This window comes from Paracoccus sp. BR5-17, assembly GCF_055693925.1.
Map to the genome: position 1 here is coordinate 517,543 of NZ_JBVFUV010000003.1, position 20,302 is coordinate 537,844.

Here is a 20,302-nt window from a genome sequence, read left to right on the forward strand (position 1 = left end):
AGGGCAATGCTGCCATGCAGAAACCTCAGGCTGGACCAGCGTTTGCCCGCCTTGTGCTAACGCTTTCGCCCCTGCGGATGCCGCATTGCAGCATCCCTATCCCCAGTCCCCCAGCGCCGCCTGCCACAGCGCCAGTGCCGCGACGGCAGCCGTGTCGGCGCGCAGGATCCGCGGCCCCAGGCTGATCGGGAACACATGGTCCAGCGACGACAGGCGCGCGCGCTCGGCGCCGGAAAAGCCGCCTTCGGGGCCGATCAGGATGGCCCAGGGGCCGCGCGGCAGCCCTGCCAGGGTGGCGGCGGGACCGGCCATCGCCTCGTCCGCCCACAGGATCCGCCGGGCCGGATCCCAGTCCTCCAGCAGCCGCGGCAGCGCCACCAGATCCGCGACCGGGGGCACGAAGGTGCCGCCGCACTGCTCGGCGGCCTCGATGGCGTGGGCCTGCAGGCGATCCTGGCGGATCCGTTCCGAATTGGTGTGATCGGTCTGCACCGGCAGGATGCGCGCGGCGCCCATCTCGGCAGCCTTTTCCACGATGAAGTCGGTGCGCGCCTTCTTGATGGGGGCGAAGCACAGCCACAGGTCGGGGGGATCGCGCTGCGGCGCGGTCTGTTCCAGCACCTCGGCCGATCCGCCGCGCCGGGAGGCCGCGGTGATGCGCGCGGACCACGCGCCGTCGCGGCCGTTGAACAGTTCGATCACCGCGCCGGGGGACAGGCGCATGACGCCCGACAGGTAATGCGCCTGCGCGGCGTCCAGCGGGACGGCTTGTCCCGCGCCCAGGGGGTGATCTATGAACAGCCTGATCCTTGCCATGGGGCCAGACGCTATGCAAAGCCGGACGGAAAGACCAGACGCCGTCATCGACGCGCCCCGGGGCAACTGGGTGGACAGCGCCGCCCCCTCGGGCTGGAGGCCCTGGCTGCGCCTGTCCCGCGCAGACCGGCCCATCGGCACCTGGCTTCTGCTGCTGCCCTGCTGGTGGGGGATCGGGCTGGCGATGATCGCCGATGCCCCGCGATGGGAGGATCTGTGGATCGCAGTCGCCTGCGGCATCGGCGCCCTGGTGATGCGCGGCGCGGGCTGCACCTGGAACGACATCACCGACCGCGACATCGACGCCAAGGTGGCCCGCACCCGGTCGCGACCGCTGCCGTCGGGACAGGTGACGCTGCGGGGCGCGGGGCTGTGGCTGGTGGCGCAGGGACTTGCGGGCCTGGTGATCCTGCTGACGCTGGACCGGGCGGCGATCTGGATGGGCGTGGCCTCGCTGGCGCTTGTGGCGGTCTATCCCTTTGCCAAGCGCTTCACCTGGTGGCCCCAGGTCTTTCTGGGCCTGGCCTTCAACTGGGGGGTGATGCTGGCCTATGCCGCGCATATGGGGCGGCTGGACGCGGCGCCGGTGGTCGCCTGGGTCGCTGGCATCAGCTGGACCATCTTCTACGACACCATCTATGCCCATCAGGATGTCGAGGACGACGCCCTGATCGGCGTGAAATCCACCGCCCGGCTGTTCGGCCGCAACAGCCCGCGCATCCTGGCGGGCTTCGCGGTGCTGACGGTGCTGCTGCTGGGCGCGGCGATCTGGCTGGCGGGTCGCGATCAGTTGATGGCCTGGCTGGGACTGGCCGGATTCGCCGGGCACCTGGCTTGGCAGCTGAGGAATTTCCAACCCGATCAGGGGGATGTCTGCCTGCGGCTGTTCCGGTCGAACCGCGATGCGGGGCTGATCCTTGCGCTGTTTCTTGCCTTGGCCGGGCTGGTCTGATTGCGCGGCCCCCCGGGACCGCTACACCGCGCGTTCAGGAAACAGCCCAAGGTCATGCCCGATGGCATCATCCCGCAGGCGGCTTGTCTCGCCCCTCGCAACGATCGTGGTCCTGTCCCTTGCGGGCGGGGCCTGCTGGTTCGGGGCCGAAGCCGCCGCCCGCTATATCGAGGATCGGTCGCAACACGAGGTCGCGCAGGCGCTGACGGGCCAGGATTGGGTCCGCGTCAGCACCGACGGGCTTCAGGTGCGCCTGACCGGGACCGCGCCATCGGAACTGGAACGCTTCCGCGCCATGACCCTGGCCGGCGGCGTCGTGGACCCGGCCCGGGTGGTGGACGGAATGACGCTGGCCTCGGCCGAGGAGATGGCCCCGCCCGATTTCAAGGTCGAACTGCTGCGCACCGACGAGGGGATCTCGCTGATCGGGCTTGTGCCCGCTACCACCGACCGCCAGGACGTGCTGCGCGCGCTGCGCGCCGGAACCGGTGCGGCACAGATCGCCGACCTTCTGGAAACCGCGGATTACCCCGTGCCCCCGGCCTGGGACGCGGCCTTGCAGTTCGGGCTTCGCGCCGCGCAGATGGCCCCAAGCGCCAAGATCTCGATCCGGCCGGGCAGCGTCACCGTCGCGGCGATTGCCGAAAGCGACGGCGACAAGGGACGGCTGGAATCGGACCTGCGCGGGGCCCTGCCCCCGGGGGTGACGCTGGCCACCGACATTTCCGCCCCCCGCCCGGTGATCGCGCCCTTCACGCTGCGCTTCGTCAAGACCGCCGATGCCGCCCGGTTCGAGGCCTGCGCCGCCGATACCCCCGAGGGCCGCGACCGGATCGTGGCGGCCGCGCGGGCGGCGGGGGCGGATCCGGTGCCGGCCTGCACGCTGGCTCTCGGCTCGCCCTCGCCCGACTGGGATGCAGCGGCGGTCGCGGCGATCGACACCGTGGCGCAACTGGGCCAGGGCACCGTGACCCTGTCGGATGCCGACGTGGCGCTGAGCGCGCCCGCCTCGGTCCGCAAGCCCGCCTTCGAGGCCGCCGTCGCGCGGCTGCAGCGGGCGCTGCCGGCGGTCTTTTCGCTGCAGGCCACGCAGGAGCAGCCGGTGGACGACACCGCCCCCGGCCCGGTCGAGTTCACGGCCACGCTGTCGGACCTGCAGGTGATGGCCATGCGCGGCGCGATCGGCGACGACCGGCTGGCCGAGACCGTGGACAGCCTGGCCCGCGCGCGCTTTCCCACCGTCCAGGCCGACCTGGACCGCCACCCCGGCGTCCCCCAGGGCTGGACCGTGCGGGTCGTCGGCGCGATCGAGGCGCTTGACCTGCTGCAATCGGGCAGCGTCCAGGTCACGCCCGACCTGATCCGGCTGACCGGCACCTCGGGCGATGCCAATGCGACCGAGGCGGTGGCGGCGCGGCTGTCCGACAGGCTGGGGCCCGGCGCGTCCTACCAGCTGTCGATCCGCTATGATCGCCGGCTGGATCCGTCGCTGGATCTGCCCGACGGCGCGGAATGCGTGCGCCGGTTGAACATCGTGATGTCGGAGGCCGAAATCGGCTTCGAGCCCTCGAACGCCGCGATCGCCGGCGACCCGGGGCCGACGCTGGAACGGCTGGCCTCGGTGATGGCCGAATGCGCCGACTTCCAGATCGAGGCCGGCGGGCACACCGACGCGCAGGGCTCGGAGGGGTTCAACGCCGACCTGTCGCGCGGCCGGGCGCAGGCCCTGCTGGCGGCGATGGCCGATGCCGGCATCGACGTGACCAACATGACCGCCCGCGGCTATGGCGAAAGCCAGCCCATCGCCCCCAACGACACCGAGGAAGGCCGCGAGGAAAACCGCCGGATCGAGTTCCGGCTGCTGTCGGAACACCCGGTCCGCAACCAGCCCGTCCCGGCGCCCGTCACCCTGTCGGGCGTCACCGCCGAGCCGAGCCCCCAGCCGGCGGCGGCGATCCCCCTGCCCCCGCCGATCCGATCGGGCCCGCGCTGCCCCAGGCTTTCGGCCCGCCCGCACCGGCCACGCTCGGCGCGCGGCCGCAGATGTTCGGCCCGCCGATGCCGCAGGCCGGCATTGGCCCGATGGCCCCGGCCATCGTCGGCGCCAGCGAGGTGTTCCAGACGCTGGACGACCGCGAGGAAAGCCTTAGGCTGCCGGTCCTGACGCCCACGCCCGACACGCCGCGCCCCTCGCCCCGCCCGGACGATGCCGCGGCCCCCGCCGACTGACCCAGGATGACCCGGACCGCATGACCCGCACGGAATTCGTCACCATCACCACGATCGTCCTGTTCGGCGTCTTCGTGCTGGGCTGGTTCGCAAGCTGGCTGATCGGCCGGCTGACGCGGCCCAGTCAGGCCGATCTCTCCGACCTCGAGACCAGGCTGCGCCAGGCCGAACGCGAACGCGACAAGGCCATCGCGCTGCTGGCGGAACGCCAGGCCCGGCTGGCCGCAGTCCAGGCGGAACTGGACGGCGCCGTCGAGGGGCTGCGCGAAAGCCGCGCCGAGATCGAGGAACTGCGCGACTACATCGAGCGCAAGCTGGCGCGGCGATAGGGCCGGGGCGGCGGACGGGGCGCGTCAGGCCACCTCGGCAAAGACCTTTTGCAGCGCCCGTTCCAGCTTGTCGAAGATCTCGTCCATCTGCGCCTCGGTCAGGATGAAGGGCGGGCACAGCACGATCGACTGGCCCAGCGGGCGGCAGATCAGGCCCAGATCCGTGCAGGCATTGGCGATGCGTTCGCTGACCGACAGGCTGCTGTCGAACGGCGTCCTGGTGGCCTTGTCGCGCACCGCTTCCAGCGCCCACATGAACCCCACGCCCCGCAATTCGCCGATGTGGTCGCTGCGCTCCATGATGGCGCGCAGGCCGGCTTCCAGCCGGGGGGCCAGCCGGCGGACGTTTTCGGCCAGCCCCTCGTTCATCACCACGTCGATGGCCTTCAGCGCGATGGCGCAGCCGACCGGGTGGCCCGATGCGGTGAAGCCGTGAGGGAACTCCTCGATCCTCTCGACCGCCGCCTGCAGCCGGTCCGACAGATCGGGCCCCAGGATCACCGCGCCCATCGGGAACAGGCCCGCCGTCAGGTTCTTGGAACTGATGATCGCGTCGGGCATGAAACCGTAGGTCTGGCAGCCCCAGGTGTTGCCGGTGCGGCCGAAGCCGGTGATGACCTCGTCCGAGATCATCGGGATGGCGTATTTCCGCAGGATCGGCAGCACCGCCTGGAAATAGCCCTGCGACGGCGGGATCACGCCCCCCGCCCCCTGCACGGGTTCGGCAAAGAAGCCGGCGATGGTGTCGGCGCCTTCGCGCAGGATGGTGTCCTCCAGCTCCTGCGCGAGGCGGGCCGTGAACTGCTCCTCGGTCTCGCCCGCTTCGCCGTAGCGCCAGTAATGCGGGCAGGTCAGGTGGATGAAGCCCGGCAGCGGCAGGCCGAAGACGGAATTGTAGGGCTTGCCGGTCATCGAGGCCGACACCGCGGTGACGCCGTGATAGGCGTTCCAGCGGGTCAGGATCTTGCGGCGCTGCGGGTTGCCCTCGCTGGCGTGCAGGAACCACAGCATCTTGACCATGGTATCGTTCGCCTCGGAGCCCGAATTGGTGTAGAAGACCTTGCCCCGCTCGAAGGGCGAGACCTCGACCAGCTTCTCGGACAGCATCACGGTCTGGTCGGACAGCCGCCCGAAGAAGGCGTGGTATCCGGGGAAGCGGTCGTACTGGGCCTTGGCGGCCTCGATCAGGCCGCGATGGTCGAAGCCCGCGACCATGTTCCACAGCCCGGAATTGGCGTCCAGGTAGCGCCGCCCGTTCACGTCGAAGACATAGGGCCCCTCGCCGTGGGTCAGCACGACGGCGCCGCGGCTGGCGACGCTGGGCAGGTCGGTGAAGCCGTAAAGCGAATATTCGTCGGCGCGGGCTTCCCAGCTTTGCGGTTTGTTCATCGGTGCCTCCATCGACGGTGTGAGGGCAGGCTATCCGGGCGCCTTCGGTCATTCAATGCCCCCGCCCCGCCATCTTTCCGCTGGACCTGGTCCGGTCAGGGCGTAACATCCTGCCCTGGGGGGAACCGCCATGCGCCACGTGCTTGCCTTGTGCCTGCTGCTTGCCTCGCCGGCATGGGCGGACATCGCCATCCTGCCCGTCAAGATGCTGGACACCTCGGGCGAGGCGCGCGATCAGCAGGAAGACCACGACCGGCGCATGGCCCTGCTGGCCCGGGTTCTGGCCGAGGAACTGCCCGCCACCCCCGTCGCGCCCGACGCGCTTGCCGCCTGCCAGCCGCAGACCGCCGACTGCCTGCTTGCGGCGACGCTCTCGACCGGCGCGGACCAGGCGCTGTTCGTCGTCGCGCAGAAGACCAGCACCCTGATCCTGCAGCTGTTCGTCAACCTGGTGGACGCCCGGACCGGAGAGCTGCTGGACAGCCGCAACCTGAACTTCCGCGGCGACAACGACGAGGCGTGGCGCCGCGCGGGCCTGTTCCTGGCCGGCCAGATCCGCGACCGCGCCCCCTGACGGCGGCCGTTCCGTGCGCCCGTGGCTTTTCAACATGCCGCAACTGCTGTATCAGCGGGCCATTCCCAAGGACAGCACGGCATGACCGACCAAGCCAATCCCCCGGCAGCCAAGAAGCTTTTCATCAAGACCTATGGCTGCCAGATGAACGTCTATGACAGCCAGCGCATGACCGAGGCCATGGGCGCGGAAGGCTATGTCCTGACCGAGGATCAGGCCGATGCCGACATGGTGCTGCTGAACACCTGCCACATCCGCGAGAAGGCGGCCGAGAAGCTGTATTCCGACCTGGGCCGCCTGAAGCCGTTGAAGGCCGAACGGCCGGATCTGAAGATCGGCGTGGCCGGCTGCGTGGCCCAGGCCGAGGGCGAGGAGATCGTGCGCCGGATGCCCCTGGTCGATCTGGTCGTCGGCCCGCAGACCTATCACCGCCTGCCGGCGATGGTGCGCGGCGAGGCGCCGGCGATCCTGACCGAGTTCCCGCCCGAGGACAAGTTCGACCACCTGCCCCAGCGCCGTGTCACGCGCCGCGCCCCCTCGGCCTTCCTGACGGTGCAGGAAGGCTGCGACAAGTTCTGCGCCTTCTGCGTCGTCCCCTATACCCGCGGCGCCGAGGTCAGTCGCCCCGTGGACCGCATCCTGCGCGAGGCCCGCGACCTTGTCGGGCGCGGCGTGCGCGAGATCACCCTGCTGGGCCAGAACGTCAACGGCTGGCACGGCGCGGGGTCGGACGGCGAATGGGGCTTTGGCCGCCTGATCCGCGCGCTGGCCGAGATCGACGGGCTGGACCGCATCCGCTATACCACCAGCCACCCCAACGACATGTCGGACGACCTGATCGCCGCGCATCGCGACGTGCCCGCCCTGATGCCCTATCTGCACCTGCCCGTGCAGTCGGGCAGCGACCGGATCCTGCGGGCGATGAACCGCAAGCACACGGCGGCGCAATACCTGCGCCTGATCGACCGCATCCGCGCGGCCCGTCCCGACATCCTGCTGACCAGCGACTTCATCGTGGGCTTCCCGGGCGAAACCGACCAGGACCACCAGGACACCCTGCGCCTGGTGGCCGAGGTGGGCTTCGGCACCGCCTTCAGCTTCAAGTATTCCCCCCGCCCCGGCACCCCCGCCTATGACCGCCCCGAGGTGGACGGCGCGGTGGCCGACCAGCGGCTGCAGGAACTCCAGGCGCTGCTGACGAAGCAGCAGAAGGCCGCGCAGGAAGGCATGGTCGGGCGCACCCTGGGCGTGCTGTTCGAAAAGCCGGGCCGCCAGCCGGGGCAGATGATCGGCAAGTCGGACTACCTGCATTCGGTCTTCGTGGACGCGCCGGATGCCCAGGCGGGCGATCTGGTGCAGGTTCGGATCGTGGAGAGCGCGGCCAACTCGCTGCACGGGGAACTGGCGGCCTGAGGCCCGCCCCATCGGATCCTGCCTGCGGGCCGTTCCGGCGCGGCCCCCGGTGAACAGGTCCCTGCCGATGCGGCCGGGCGGAAAAGCAGGTGGCCGGCCCCCAGGCGCCCGGACGTGAAGGGGGCCGGCCCTCTTTCGCCCCGGTGGATGAAGGCGAAAGACCGGGGCGCCGGATCGTCGCCTGGGCGAGATCGGCGCGATGATGAAGGACCGGCCCCTGGGAACGCGCGAACAGGACAGGGGCCGGTCCCTTTCGCCCGCGGTGGTGCGCGCAGGCGAAAGCCGGAGGATCCGGGCGGGGGCTATTCCCCGCCGCCCAGACCGTGGACATAGGTGGCGACGGCGCGGATCTCGGCCTCGGACAGGCGCGTGTTCCAGGCGGGCATCACCCCGAAGGGGCCTTGGGCGACGATCCGGTTCAGCGTCGCGGCGTCGCTGCCGTAAAGCCAGACGGCATCGGCCAGGTTCGGCGCGCCCTGTGTGCGGTCGCCGCTGCCGTCCTCCATGTGGCAGGCCGAACAGTTGTCCAGGAAGACCTGCTGGCCCTGCGCCGCCTTGCGGGCGTCATGCGGCAGATCCGACAGCGACAGGACATGGTTCACCACCTGGTCGATCTGCGCGCGGTCCAGGATCCCGTCGGTGCCGAAGCGCGGCATCTCCGAATACCGCGTATCGCTGTCCTGCGGATCGCGGATGCCGTGCTGCAGCGTCAGGTGGATGTCCTCCAGCGTGCCGCCCCACAGCCAGTCGTTGTCCAGCAGGTTCGGATAGCCCCGCGTCCCGCCCGCCCCCGATCCATGGCACTGCGCGCACCAGGTGCGGAAGATCGCGCCGCCCGCGTTGGTGGCATAGTTCAGCAGGTCCGGGTCGTTCGGGATGGCGGCCAGATCCACCTCGGCCAGGCGGGTCTGGATGGCGGCGTTGGCCTGGTCGAAACGCGCGATGTCGGCCGCGACTTCCTGGCGGTAGTCGGTGCCCAGAAGGCCGTCGGTGGCCCGATCGACCAGCGGGATGGCGGGATAGGCGATCACGTAGCCCACCGCCCAGACGATGGTGGCATAGAAGGTCCACAGCCACCAGCGGGGCATCGGGTTGTCGTATTCGGTGATCCCGTCCCATTCGTGCCCGGTCGATCCGACCTCTTGCACCAGCCCCTTGCGGGTCTTGCGGCGCAGCCCGGGCGCCGCGGGCCTGTCGGGGCGGGTCCGCTGGGGGATCTCTCCGGCGATCTTGGCGGCGTGTTCGCTGTCGGCGGCGTGCCGCTGGACCGAGATCCGGTTGGTGGGATCGGCGCGATCCCCCTGCGGTTCAGCGGGCTTGTCCTTGTCCTCGGCCATCACCGGCCCTCCTTGTCGTCCGCCTCGGCGGGACGGTTCTCGTTCCTGAAGATGCTTTCGGCGGCGTCCCGGTGCGTCTTGCGCGATCCGGGGCGGAACACGAAGCCGATCACGCCCAGGAAGAACAGCACCAGAAGCAGCAGCGCCCAACTGTCGGCCAGCCCGCGCAGGAAGCTGTAGGTTTCCATCGCCCGCCCCCCTACCGCGCCGGATCCGGCTGGAAGGTCGAGAAATCGACCATCGTGCCCAGCACCTGCAGATAGGCGATCAGCGCGTCCATTTCCGTCAGCTGCGGCTGGCGGTCGAAGTTGCGCTGCTGCGCCCCCGGATAGCGTTCCTGAAGGCCCGAGGCATCGGCGCCGGGATTGCCCTGCGCACGGAAATCGGCGACCGCCGCGGCGATCATCTCCTCGGAATAGGGCACCCCCACCAAGGCGTCGGTCGTGACGCGGTCGGCGACATGGTCGGCGGTGATGACCCGGTCCGCCAGGAACCCGTAGGCCGGCATGATCGATTCGGGCACCACCGATTGCGGGTCGCGCAGGTGGTCCAGGTGCCATTCGTCGGAGTAGCGCCCGCCGACGCGCGCCAGATCCGGCCCGGTGCGCTTCGATCCCCACTGGAAGGGATGGTCATACATGGATTCGGCGGCCAGGCTGTAATGGCCGTAGCGTTCCACCTCGTCGCGCATCGGCCGGATCATCTGGCTGTGGCAGACATAGCAGCCCTCGCGGACATAGACATCGCGTCCTGCCAGCTCCAGCGGGGTGTAGGGGCGGACGCCCTCGACCTTCTCGATGGTGTTTTCCAGATAGAACAGCGGCGTGATCTGCACGAGGCCGCCGATGGTGACGACCAGGAAGGAAAAGATCAGCAGCAGCGTGGCGTTCTTTTCCAGGATCTTGTGCTTTTCCAGGATCTGCATGGCGTTTTCCCCTTATTCGGCCGGCACGGCGATGGCCGTCGAATGGGCCTTGGACTGGCGGGCCACGGTGGCCCAGAGGTTGAAGGCCATGATGATCCCGCCCGCGAGGTAGAGGGTCCCCCCCAGGGCGCGCACCACGTTCATCGCGAACTTGGCCTGCACGGTGTCGGCGAAGGCGTTGACCAGGAAGCCCTGGCTGTCCACCTCGCGCCACATCAGGCCCTCCATGATGCCCGACACCCACATCGAGGCGGCGTAGAGGACCAGCCCGATGGTCGCCAGCCAGAAGTGCCAGCTGACCAGCGACAGGCTGTAGAGGCGTTCCCGGCCCCACAGCCGCGGCGTCAGGTAATAGAGCGCGCCGAAGGTGATCATGCCGTTCCAGCCCAGCGCGCCGGAATGGACGTGGCCGATGGTCCAGTCGGTATAGTGCGACAGGCTGTTGACGGCCTTGATCGACATCATCGGCCCCTCGAAGGTCGCCATGCCGTAGAAGCCCACGGCCACCACCATCATCCGCAGGATCGGGTCGGTGCGCAGCCTGTCCCAGGCGCCCGACAGCGTCATCAGCCCGTTGATCATGCCCCCCCAGGACGGCATCCACAGCATGATCGAAAAGACCATCCCCAGCGTCGAGGCCCAGTCGGGCAGCGCGGTGTAGTGCAGGTGGTGCGGACCCGCCCAGATATAGAGGAAGATCAGCGCCCAGAAGTGGATGATCGACAGCTTGTAGCTATAGACCGGGCGTTCGGCCTGCTTGGGGATGAAGTAGTACATCATGCCCAGGAAGCCCGCGGTCAGGAAGAAGCCCACGGCGTTGTGGCCGTACCACCACTGCACCATCGCGTCCTGCACGCCGCTGAACACCTGCACCGACTTCGACCCGAAGATGCTGACCGGCACCGAGATGTTGTTGACGATGTGCAGCATCGCGATGGTCACGATGAAGGCCAGGTAGAACCAGTTGGCGACGTAGATATGGGGTTCCTTGCGCTTGATGATGGTGCCCAGGAACACCGCCAGATAGGCCACCCAGACGACCGTCAGCCACCAGTCCACATACCATTCGGGTTCGGCATATTCCTTGGACTGGGTGGCGCCGGCGATATAGCCGGTCGCGGCCAGCACGATGAACAGGTTGTAGCCCCAGAACACGAACCAGGCCAGGTTCCCGCCCCACAGCCGCGCCGCGCTGGTGCGCTGCACCACGTAGAACGAGGTGGCGATCAGCGCGTTGCCTCCGAAGGCGAAGATCACCGCGCTGGTGTGCAGCGGGCGCAGCTTGCCGAAGTTCGTGTAGCCCTGCGTCAGATCCGACAGGTTCAGGGCCGGAAAGGCCAATTGGAAGGCGATGACCACGCCGACCAGAAAGCCCACCACGCCCCAGAAGGCCGTGGCCATCACGCCCCAGCGGATCACGTCGTCCATGTACTGTGTCCGGTCGATGACCGGCGCGGGTTCGTCGATCTGGCGCAGCGCCCAGACGAACATCCCGCCCGCGACCAGCATGACGACGATCGCGTTGACCATGAAGGCCGGGTCGCGCGCCATGTTGGCGGCGATCGCCGCCAACAGCGCGATCGAGCCCATCAAGATCAGCTTTGCATAATTCCACATGGCATCCACCTGCGTCCCCTTGGCGGGAATGGCCGGGGCACGAATCGCCGCCGGTCGCATTCCCTTGTCGCTGCCCGGAATAAGGTGGCGGGGACGCCCGGAACCTTGATCTGCATCAAGTTCGGCGGTTTGATTCCGGTCAAGGCTGCGACTTGGCAGATCCGTCATCCTGGACCTGCCCCCTCAGAGGAGAACGCCATGGGCTACAAAAGCATCCTGACCGTCCTGTCCGACCCCCGCCAGCTGCCGCAGCTTGACGCGGCCGCGGCCCTGGCGGCCCGAGAGGACGGACACCTGTCGGTCCTCAGCCTGGGGCTGGACCACACGCAGGTGGGCTATTATTTCCCCAACGGGATGCCCTACGCCTTCCAGGACGCCATCGACATGGCGATGGATCAGGCGGGGTCGCTGGACCAGATGGTTCGCGAGCACCTGGCACGCTACAGCGACCTGCGCTGGTCGGCCGAGGCGGCGGTGGCCCAGATCGGCGGGATCGCCAACCTGGTGGGGATGCGCGCCCGCTTTTCCGACCTGACGGTGCTGGCGCGCCCCTATGGCGAGGACGCCCCCGGCGAGGCCGAGGCCGTGGTCGAGGCCGCCCTGTTCGAGGGCGGCTGCCCCGTGCTGGTCCTGCCGGGCACCGACCTGCCCGCCGATCCGCCGGGCAAGGTTCTGGTGGCCTGGAACCAGTCGCTCGAGGCGCTGGCGGCGGTGCGGCGCGCGCTGCCGCTGCTGAAGGCCGCCGCTTCCGTCGAGATCACCGTGATCGACCCGCGCGGGGGCGCCGACGGGTCCGAACCGGGGGCGCCCCTGGCGCAGATGCTGACGCGCCACGGCGTGCATACCGACATCACCGTGCTGCCCCGCCCCTCGGGCACCATCAGCGATGAAATCAACCGCCGCGCGACCGAGATCGGCGCGGACCTGGTGGTTATGGGCGCCTATGGCCATTCGCGCTTCCGCCAGGCGATCCTGGGCGGGGCGACGCGAAACATGCTGGAAAAGGCCCGGGTGCCGGTGCTGATGGCGCGCTGAAGCCGCCCCGAAAGGGCAGCGCCGGGGCCTGGAAGGCGGCTTCAGGCTGCCAGCCGGCTGCCGTCGTGGCCGGCGATGCGCAAGTCGATCAGCGCGCCTTCCGGCTGGTCGCTGGCGAACGCCACCTCGGTGAACTGTTCGGTCCGGCCCAGGCGCGGGCCTTCGGTCAGAACCCGGTGGGTCCGGCCAAGCTGGGCGTCCAGATGACGGCGCAGCGCGGCCTCGCCCGCCGCGCGCAGCCGGGCGGCGCGGTCGCGGATCACCGGCCCGCCGACCGCAGGCATCCGCGCGGCGGGCGTGCCCTTGCGGGGCGAAAACGGAAAGACGTGCAGGAAGGTCAGGCCGCAGTCCTCGACCAGCTTCAGGCTGTTGTCGAACATCGCCTCGGTTTCCGTGGGAAAGCCCGCGATGATGTCGGCGCCGAAGACCATGTCCGGGCGCAGCCGGCGCGCCTCCTCGCAGAAGCGGATCGCGTCGTCGCGCAGGTGGCGCCGCTTCATCCGCTTCAGGATCATGTCGTCGCCCGCCTGCAAGGACAGGTGCAGATGCGGCATCAGGCGCGGTTCCGTGGCGATGGCCAGCATCAGGTTGTCGTCGGCCTCGATGCTGTCGATGCTGCTGATGCGCAGGCGCGGCAGGTCGGGGACCAGCCGCAGGATCCGCATCACCAGATCGCCCAGCCGGGGCGTCCCCGGCAGATCGGCACCCCAGCTTGTCAGATCCACGCCGGTCAGCACCACCTCGTTGAAGCCGCGCCCCACCAGGCGCTTGATCTGTTCGACAACAACACCCGCGGGCACCGACCGGGAATTGCCGCGCCCGTAGGGGATGATGCAGAAGGTGCAGCGATGATCGCAGCCGTTCTGCACCTGGACATAGGCCCGGTGCCGCCCGAAGCCGTCGATCAGGTGGCCGGCGGTTTCCCTGACCGACATGATGTCGTCCACGCGGATCTTTTCCGTCTCGCCGATCAGGTCGGGCGCGCGCAGCCCGGCCCAGGTTGCGGGCTGCATCTTCTCGTGGTTGCCGATGACGCGCGTGACCTCGGGCATGGCGGCGAAAGTCTGGGGTTCGGTCTGCGCCGCGCAGCCGGTGACGATCACCGGCGCGCCGGGGTTTTCGCGGGCCAGGCGGCGGATTTCCTGGCGGGCCTTGCGCACGGCCTCGGCGGTGACGGCGCAGGTGTTGACCACCACGGCGCCAGACAGGCCGGTGGCCTCGGCCATCTCGCGCATCGCCTCGGTTTCATAGGCGTTGAGCCGGCAGCCCAGCGTCGAAAAGACCGGCGCCGTCATGATGCTGCCAGCCATTCAGGGGTCAGAACGCCCGAAAAGACATGCGCCGTCGGCCCCTCCATCCAGACGCCATCCTCGCGCCAGTCGATCAGCAGGACGCCGCCCGGCACGTTGACCCTGACCCGCCGCCCGGTCAGCCCGCGCCGCGCCGCGGCCACGGCCGCCGCGCAGGAACAGGACCCCGAGGCCAGCGTCGCCCCGGTCCCCCGTTCCCAGATCCGCAGGATGATCTCGTCGCGCGACAGGACCTGCACGACCTCGACATTGGTGCGCTGCGGATAGAGCGGGTGATGCTCCATCGCCGGGCCGAAGGCGGCCAGATCGACCAGGGCCGCGTCATCCACGAAGAAGGTGAGATGCGGGTTGCCCATGCCGGTGGCGGCCGGGTCGCCGTCGATGGGCAGGTGGTCGATGTCCACCTCGTGCGCAAGCGGGATCGCCCGCCAGTCCAGCACCGGCGGACCCATGTTCACGCGCGTCAGCCTGCCGCCCGCATCCTCGGCCAGCAGCAGGCCGTGATCGGTGCGCAGGCTCAGACGGTCGCGGCCGGTCTGGTCCATCAGGTGGCGCGCGACGCAGCGCGTGGCGTTGCCGCAGGCCGCGCTGGCCGAGCCGTCGGCGTTCCAGAACCGCAGCCGGACATCGGCGCCGTCGTCGGCCTGGATCGCGGCAAGCTGGTCGAAGCCCACGCCGCGATGGCGGTCCGCCAGGCGCGCGATCACCTCCGCCGCCGGCGGCCGGCCGCCGCCGCGCAGGTCGAGGATCACGAAATCGTTGCCAAGCCCGTGCATCTTCATGAAGGGCAGGCCGGGGGCGGAAATGCTGTTCATGGGGGGCATATACGCCCCCGGCCGGATTTCCACCAGTGGCCCCGACTTTTCCGCTTGACGCCCCCGGAAGCCCCCCTAGTAAGCCCCCCATGTTGGGCCCGTAGCTCAGTTGGTAGAGCAACTGACTTTTAATCAGTGGGTCACAGGTTCGAATCCTGTCGGGCTCACCACATATCGAAATCAAGGGCCTGGGCGGAAAGCCCGGGCCCTGATCTTTTGCAATCCGCCTCTTTTGCGCCCCGCGCAGGCTTGCAGCCGCTGATCACGCGCCGGGCGGAAGGGCGCGCCTGCCGCGCGCCCGGTTCCTGTTCGCCGCCTGGGCCTATTCGGCCGGAACCGCGGCCGGTTCCTCGACCGCCATGATCGGACAGGGCAGATGGGCCAGCATCTCCCTGGGGCAGATCTGCAGGAAGCTGGCCTTCTCGGTGGCCCAGTCCGCCAGGATCCCGGCGCCGCGGCGCGAGCCGGTTTCCGCGACATGCCGCTCGATCAGGCCCTTCAGCTGGTGTTCCCAATGGTCTTGGGTGACAGGGCATGTCACCAGCGTTTCCAGGTTGATGTAGTCGCGCGCCACGTCCTGCGGGTCATAGAGATAGGCCATCCCGCCGGTCATCCCCGCCCCGAAGTTCGCGCCGATCCGGCCCAGGATCACCGCCACGCCGCCGGTCATGTATTCGCAGCCGTTGCTGCCGCAGCCCTCGATCACCACCTTCGCGCCCGAGTTGCGGACCGCGAAGCGTTCGCCCGCGCGGCCTGCGGCGAACAGATATCCGTCGGTCGCCCCGTAAAGGACCGTGTTGCCGATGATGGTGTTCTCGGCCGCGACCAGCGGGCTGGCCATAGGCGGGCGCACCACGATGGTGCCGCCCGACAGGCCCTTGCCCACATAGTCGTTGGCGTCGCCCGACACCTCGATCTTCAGGCCCGGCGCGGCGAAGGCGCCCAGCGACTGCCCGGCGCTGCCGGTCAGGCGGATCGTCAGGTGGTCGGGCTGCAGGTTGTTGCGCATCCCGAACTTCTGCACGATCAGCGAACTGGTCCGCGTGCCGATGGTCCGGTGGGTGTTGCGCACCGCATAGGACAGCTGCATCTTCTCGCCATCCTCGAAGAAGCGTGCGGCGTCCTTGACGATCTCGGCGTCCAGCGTGTCCATCACCGCGTTGCGCGGCTTGGACCGGTCATAGACGATCTTCTCGGCCCCATCGACGGTGATGAGCAGCGGGTTCAGGTCCAGATCGTCCAGGTTCGCGGCGCCCCGGCTGACCTGGGTCAGCAGGTCGGCGCGGCCGATCACCTCGTCCAGGGACCGCGCACCGATGCCGGCCAGGATTTCGCGGACCTCCTGGGCATAGAAGGTGATGAGGTTCACCACCTTGTCCGCCGATCCGGTGAACATGGCGCGCAGGCGTTCGTCCTGGGTGCAGACGCCCACCGGGCAGGTGTTCGACTGGCACTGGCGCACCATGATGCAGCCCATCGCGATCAGCGCGGCGGTGCCGATGCCGTATTCCTCGGCGCCCATCATCGCCGCCATGACGATGTCGCGGCCGGTGCGCAGGCCGCCGTCGGTGCGCAGCGTCACCCGTTCGCGCAGCCGGTTCATGGCCAGCACCTGATGCGCCTCGGTCAGGCCCATTTCCCAGGGCAGGCCGGCGAACTTGATGGACGTGGCAGGGCTGGCCCCGGTGCCGCCGTTGTGGCCGGAAATCAGGATGATGTCGGCCTTGGCCTTGGCCACGCCCGCCGCGATGGTGCCCACGCCGCTGGAAGCCACCAGCTTGACGGTGATCTTGGCGCGCGGGTTGATCTGCTTGAGGTCATAGATCAGCTGCGCCAGATCCTCGATCGAATAGATGTCGTGGTGCGGCGGAGGAGAGATCAGCGTCACCCCCTTGGTCGAATGGCGCAGGCGCGCGATCAGGTCGGTGACCTTCATGCCGGGCAGTTGCCCGCCCTCGCCGGGCTTGGCGCCTTGGGCCACCTTGATCTCAAGCTCCTCGCAGGCGTTGAGGTATTCGGCGGTGACGCCGAAGCGGCCCGAGGCCACCTGCTTGATCTTGGCGCAGGGGTTGTCGCCGTTGGGCAGCGGATGGCTGTGGGCCGGATCCTCGCCTCCCTCGCCCGAATCGGACTTCGCGCCGATCCGGTTCATGGCGATGTTCAGCGTCATGTGCGCCTCGGGCGACAAGGCCCCCAGCGACATGCCCGGCGTCACGAAGCGCTTGCGGATCGAGGTGATCGATTCCACTTCCTCGATGGGCACCGGCTTGCCCAGCGGCTTGATGTCCAGCAGGTCGCGGATGTGGATCGGCGGGTTGGCCCGCATCGCTGCGCTATATTGCTTCCACACGTCGTAGGAGGCCTTCTCGCAGGCCACCTGCAACAGCTTCATGGTGCTGGCCTCCCAGGCGTGCTTCTCGCCCGAGCGGCGCATCTTGTAGAAGCCGCCCACCGGCAGAAGATCGGGCGCGCCGCCGTGGAAGGCACGGTGATGCAGATCCTCGACCTTGGCCTGCAAGCCGTGCAGGCCGATGCCGCTGATGCGCGAGTGCATGCCGGGGAAATATTCCGCCACCATGGCGCGCGACAGGCCGACCGCCTCGAAGTTCAGACCGCCGCGATAGGACGAGATGACCGAGATCCCCATCTTGGCCATGATCTTCAGAAGGCCCGCATCCACCGCGTCGCGATAGCGGCGCATGTTCTCGATGAGGCTGCCGGGCAGCAGGCCGCGCTCGATCCGGTCCTGGATCGAATCCTGGGCCAGATAGGGGTTCACGGTGGTCGCGCCGCAGCCGATCAGCACGGCGAAGTAATGCGGGTCGATGCATTCCGCGGACCGCACGTTCAGCGAACAGAAGGTCCGCAGGCCCTTGCGGGTCAGCCAGGAATGGACCGCACTGGTCGCCAGGATCATCGGCATCGCCACCCGGTCGGGCCCCTGCCCCTCGTCGGTCAGCACCAGATGGCCCGCGCCCGACCGCACCGCGTCCTCGGCCTCGGCGCGGATGCGGGCCAGACCCTCGGCCAGGGCCTCGGGGCCGGCATCGTCGGGGAAGGTGCAGTCGATCCGCGTCACCGCGTCGCCGAACATGCGGGTCATTTCCGCAAATTCGCCATTGGCGACGAAGGGGCTCTCCAGGATCAGGATCTCGGTCTGGCTGCTGGATTCGTCCAGCACGTTCTTGAGGTTGCCGAAGCGGGTCTTGAGGCTCATCACCCGGGTTTCCCGCAGGCTGTCGATGGGCGGGTTGGTCACCTGGCTGAAGTTCTGGCGGAAGAAATGGCTCATCGGCCGGTACTGGCTCGACAGCACCGCGGGCGGCGTGTCGTCGCCCATCGAGGCGATGGCTTCCTTGCCGTCCTCGGCCATCGGCGACAGGACATGCTCCAGCTCCTCCAGCGTATAGCCGGCGGCGGTCTGGCGGCGGCGCAGGTCGTCGCCGCTGAAATGCGCCTGTTCGGGCAGTTCGCGCATGATGGCGTTCAGATCGACGACCTTCTCGATCCACTCGCCGAAGGGCTGGCTGGAGGCCAGGCGGTCCTTGATCTGGCTGTCGTGGTACAGCTTGCCGTCCCACATATCGACGGCGATCATCTGCCCCGGCCCAAGCGCGCCCTTTTCGCGCACCTCCAGGTCATCGACGGGAACCATCCCTACCTCGGATCCCGCGATCAGCAGGTTCTCGGCGGTCACGACATAGCGCATCGGCCGCAGGCCGTTGCGGTCCAGACCGCCGCAGACCCAGCGACCGTCGGTCATGGCCAGGGCCGCGGGACCGTCCCAGGGCTCCATCACGGCGTTGCAATAGGCATACATGTCGGCCCAGGCCTTGGGCATGTCGGTGGTGGCCTTGGACCAGCTTTCCGGGACCAGCATGGTCTTGGTCATCGGCGCGCTGCGCCCCGAACGCACCATCACCTCGAACACCGCATCCAGGGCGGCGCTGTCGGAGGATCCGGCCGGCACAATCGGCTTAATGTCCTCGGCCGCCTCGCCGAAGGCCGACGAGGCCATGCGGATCTCGTGGCTGCGCAGCCAGTTCAGGTTGCCCTTCAGCGTGTTGATCTCGCCGTTGTGGGCCAGCATCCGGAAGGGCTGGGCCAGCCACCACTGCGGGAAGGTGTTGGTCGAATACCGCTGGTGATAGATGGCGAAGGCCGATTCGAAGCGGTCGTCCTTGAGGTCGGGATAGAACTCGGCCACCTGCTCGGCCAGCATCATGCCCTTGTAGATGATCGAGCGGCAGGACAGCGAGCAGAAATAGAGCCCCGCGACCTGGGCCGCCACCGCGGCCTTCTCGATTCGGCGGCGGATGATGTACAGCTCGCGCTCGAACTGGATGTGGTCGATGTCCTTCTCGCAGCGGATCAGGATCTGCTCGATCTCGGGGCGGGTGGCGTTGGCCTTTTCGCCCAGCACGGCGGTGTTCACCGGCACGTGGCGCCAGCCGTAGATGTAGTGGCCCATCCGCAGGACCTCGGATCTCGACGATGGTCCGGCAGGCCTCCTGCGCGGCGAAGTTGGTGCGCGGCAGGAACACCTGGCCCACGGCGATCATCTTGGCGGGATCGGGCTCGTGCCCGGTGCGGCGGATCTGGTCGTGGAAGAAGGACACTGGGATCTGGACGTGGATGCCGGCGCCGTCGCCGGTCTTGCCGTCGGCGTCCACCGCGCCGCGATGCCAGATGGCCTTCAGCGCGTCGATGCCCGACTGCACCACCTTCCGGGACGGCTTGCCGTCGATGTTGACCACCAGCCCCACCCCGCACGAGGAATGTTCGTCGTCCTCGCGATACAGGCTGTGCTTGGCCATCCAGTCGCGGAGGGCTTCCTGTTCCTGCTGCCAATCCCTGCTCATGAGCCGACCCTTTCCTGCAGAAGCTGCGTCAGCAACTGATCGCAGTCGAATTGTGGCGTGGCTTCCCCGAAGCCTTCCTCGCCCGGAAAGGCGAAGGTCACGGGGCTGTCGTTGGTGTCCTGACGCTGGCCGGTCCAGTCGGACTGGGTTTCGATGCCGCCGAAGAACCGGCCCATCTGGCGGCTGATGAACTGCTGCCCGCTGCGTTCGATCAGCAGATCGCCCTCCGCGTCATAGGTCCTGAGCTGGAAGCGCGTCACCTCCAGCGGCTGGCCGTCGATCACGACGCGCTCGCCGGTCAGGATGTCCTGGCCCACATGGCGCAACCGTTCGCCTGTGTTCGATTCGGTCCAGAAGTCGAAGTCGTCCCGCCCGGTTTCCAGCAATGTGGTGAAGCTGGCGTGGTCGCGGGAATCCTCGACCAGGACATCGGCCAGGCCGGTGTTGGGATCGCTGCTTTCGATCCAGCGGGTTTCGGCGTCGATGCGCGACAGGTGGCGCAATCCGTCCTCGCCCAGGATGGCGCTGCGCTGATGCCCCTGGGGATCGGCGGAACACTGGTAATACTGGGTGACCGAACAGCCGCGGTTCTGGACCGTCGCCTGCAACTGGCAGCCCTCGGGCGGGAGGAAGCTGGCGGCATGGCCGGCCGATGCGGCCAGCGCCCAGGCCAGGGGCATGATGATCCGCAGCATCATG

The 20,302-nt window shown here is 68.6% G+C and carries 15 protein-coding genes, 1 tRNA gene and 1 pseudogene; 7 read left to right on the forward strand and 10 right to left on the reverse strand.

What is annotated here, in order from left to right; translation table 11 throughout:
* Positions 1-96 precede the first annotated feature (96 nt).
* Positions 97-816, reverse strand: a complete 720-nt coding sequence (locus ACZ1HC_RS03835; protein WP_472698834.1) for a 16S rRNA (uracil(1498)-N(3))-methyltransferase — start codon at positions 814-816, stop codon at positions 97-99.
* Between the two features lie 13 nt (positions 817-829).
* Between ACZ1HC_RS03835 and ubiA the strand changes: the two genes are divergently transcribed.
* The 3 genes from ubiA to ACZ1HC_RS03850 all read left to right on the forward strand — a co-directional run bounded on the left by ubiA (position 830) and on the right by ACZ1HC_RS03850 (position 4,326).
* On the forward strand, positions 830-1,768 hold the full coding sequence (gene ubiA, locus ACZ1HC_RS03840) for a 4-hydroxybenzoate octaprenyltransferase (protein WP_472700775.1): 939 nt from the start codon (positions 830-832) through the stop codon (positions 1,766-1,768).
* A gap of 61 nt (positions 1,769-1,829) precedes the next feature.
* Positions 1,830-3,932: an OmpA family protein gene (locus ACZ1HC_RS03845; RefSeq protein ID WP_472698835.1), complete on the forward strand. Its 2,103-nt coding sequence runs from the start codon at positions 1,830-1,832 to the stop codon at positions 3,930-3,932.
* Between the two features lie 85 nt (positions 3,933-4,017).
* Positions 4,018-4,326, forward strand: coding sequence for a hypothetical protein (locus ACZ1HC_RS03850; protein ID WP_472698836.1), 309 nt, complete (start codon positions 4,018-4,020; stop codon positions 4,324-4,326).
* Positions 4,327-4,350: 24 nt separating this feature from the next.
* Here ACZ1HC_RS03850 and ACZ1HC_RS03855 read toward each other — a convergent pair whose 3' ends face one another.
* The gene (locus ACZ1HC_RS03855) at positions 4,351-5,715 is read right to left on the reverse strand and encodes an aminotransferase (protein ID WP_472698837.1); all 1,365 of its coding nucleotides are present in this window, start codon (positions 5,713-5,715) and stop codon (positions 4,351-4,353) included.
* A 130-nt stretch (positions 5,716-5,845) separates the two neighbouring features.
* On the opposite strand from ACZ1HC_RS03855, the gene ACZ1HC_RS03860 reads away from it, so the two are divergent.
* Both ACZ1HC_RS03860 and miaB read left to right on the forward strand, forming a co-directional pair.
* Positions 5,846-6,289, forward strand: a complete 444-nt coding sequence (locus ACZ1HC_RS03860) for a DUF2380 domain-containing protein (protein ID WP_472698838.1) — start codon at positions 5,846-5,848, stop codon at positions 6,287-6,289.
* 81 nt (positions 6,290-6,370) lie between these two features.
* A complete protein-coding gene (gene miaB / locus ACZ1HC_RS03865) occupies positions 6,371-7,702 on the forward strand; it encodes a tRNA (N6-isopentenyl adenosine(37)-C2)-methylthiotransferase MiaB (RefSeq protein ID WP_472698839.1) in 1,332 nt (443 codons plus the stop codon).
* Between the two features lie 302 nt (positions 7,703-8,004).
* Here miaB and ccoP read toward each other — a convergent pair whose 3' ends face one another.
* Genes ccoP through ccoN form a run of 4 tightly spaced genes read right to left on the reverse strand, consistent with a single transcriptional unit; the run spans position 8,005 to position 11,581 of the window.
* Positions 8,005-9,039, reverse strand: coding sequence for a cytochrome-c oxidase, cbb3-type subunit III (gene ccoP / locus ACZ1HC_RS03870; protein ID WP_472698840.1), 1,035 nt, complete (start codon positions 9,037-9,039; stop codon positions 8,005-8,007).
* A complete protein-coding gene (locus ACZ1HC_RS03875) occupies positions 9,039-9,227 on the reverse strand; it encodes a cbb3-type cytochrome c oxidase subunit 3 (protein ID WP_472698841.1) in 189 nt (62 codons plus the stop codon). The genes ccoP and ACZ1HC_RS03875 overlap by 1 nt, the downstream gene beginning before the upstream one ends.
* Positions 9,228-9,238: 11 nt before the next feature.
* A complete protein-coding gene (gene ccoO, locus ACZ1HC_RS03880) occupies positions 9,239-9,964 on the reverse strand; it encodes a cytochrome-c oxidase, cbb3-type subunit II (RefSeq protein WP_472698842.1) in 726 nt (241 codons plus the stop codon).
* Positions 9,965-9,976: 12 nt separating this feature from the next.
* Positions 9,977-11,581, reverse strand: a complete 1,605-nt coding sequence (gene ccoN, locus ACZ1HC_RS03885) for a cytochrome-c oxidase, cbb3-type subunit I (RefSeq protein WP_472698843.1) — start codon at positions 11,579-11,581, stop codon at positions 9,977-9,979.
* 198 nt (positions 11,582-11,779) lie between these two features.
* Here ccoN and ACZ1HC_RS03890 point away from each other — a divergent pair, with 198 nt between their 5' ends.
* A complete protein-coding gene (locus ACZ1HC_RS03890) occupies positions 11,780-12,616 on the forward strand; it encodes a universal stress protein (protein ID WP_472698844.1) in 837 nt (278 codons plus the stop codon).
* Positions 12,617-12,657: 41 nt separating this feature from the next.
* Here ACZ1HC_RS03890 and mtaB read toward each other — a convergent pair whose 3' ends face one another.
* Positions 12,658-13,911 carry a tRNA (N(6)-L-threonylcarbamoyladenosine(37)-C(2))-methylthiotransferase MtaB gene (gene mtaB, locus ACZ1HC_RS03895; protein ID WP_472700776.1) on the reverse strand — a complete coding sequence of 418 codons (1,254 nt, stop codon included), beginning with the start codon at positions 13,909-13,911 and terminating at the stop codon, positions 12,658-12,660.
* Positions 13,908-14,741, reverse strand: a complete 834-nt coding sequence (gene dapF / locus ACZ1HC_RS03900; RefSeq protein WP_472698845.1) for a diaminopimelate epimerase — start codon at positions 14,739-14,741, stop codon at positions 13,908-13,910. Before dapF ends, mtaB begins: the two co-directional genes overlap by 4 nt.
* A gap of 94 nt (positions 14,742-14,835) precedes the next feature.
* On the opposite strand from dapF, the gene ACZ1HC_RS03905 reads away from it, so the two are divergent.
* A tRNA-Lys gene (locus tag ACZ1HC_RS03905) sits at positions 14,836-14,911 on the forward strand.
* A gap of 152 nt (positions 14,912-15,063) precedes the next feature.
* On the opposite strand, the pseudogene gltB reads toward ACZ1HC_RS03905, so the two are convergent.
* Together gltB and ACZ1HC_RS03915 are read right to left on the reverse strand one after the other, a co-directional pair.
* Positions 15,064-19,603: pseudogene (gene gltB / locus ACZ1HC_RS03910) on the reverse strand (glutamate synthase large subunit).
* A complete protein-coding gene (locus ACZ1HC_RS03915; RefSeq protein WP_472698846.1) occupies positions 19,600-20,301 on the reverse strand; it encodes a hypothetical protein in 702 nt (233 codons plus the stop codon). The pseudogene gltB and the gene ACZ1HC_RS03915 overlap by 4 nt, the downstream one beginning before the upstream one ends.
* Between the last annotated feature and the right edge of the window lies 1 nt (position 20,302).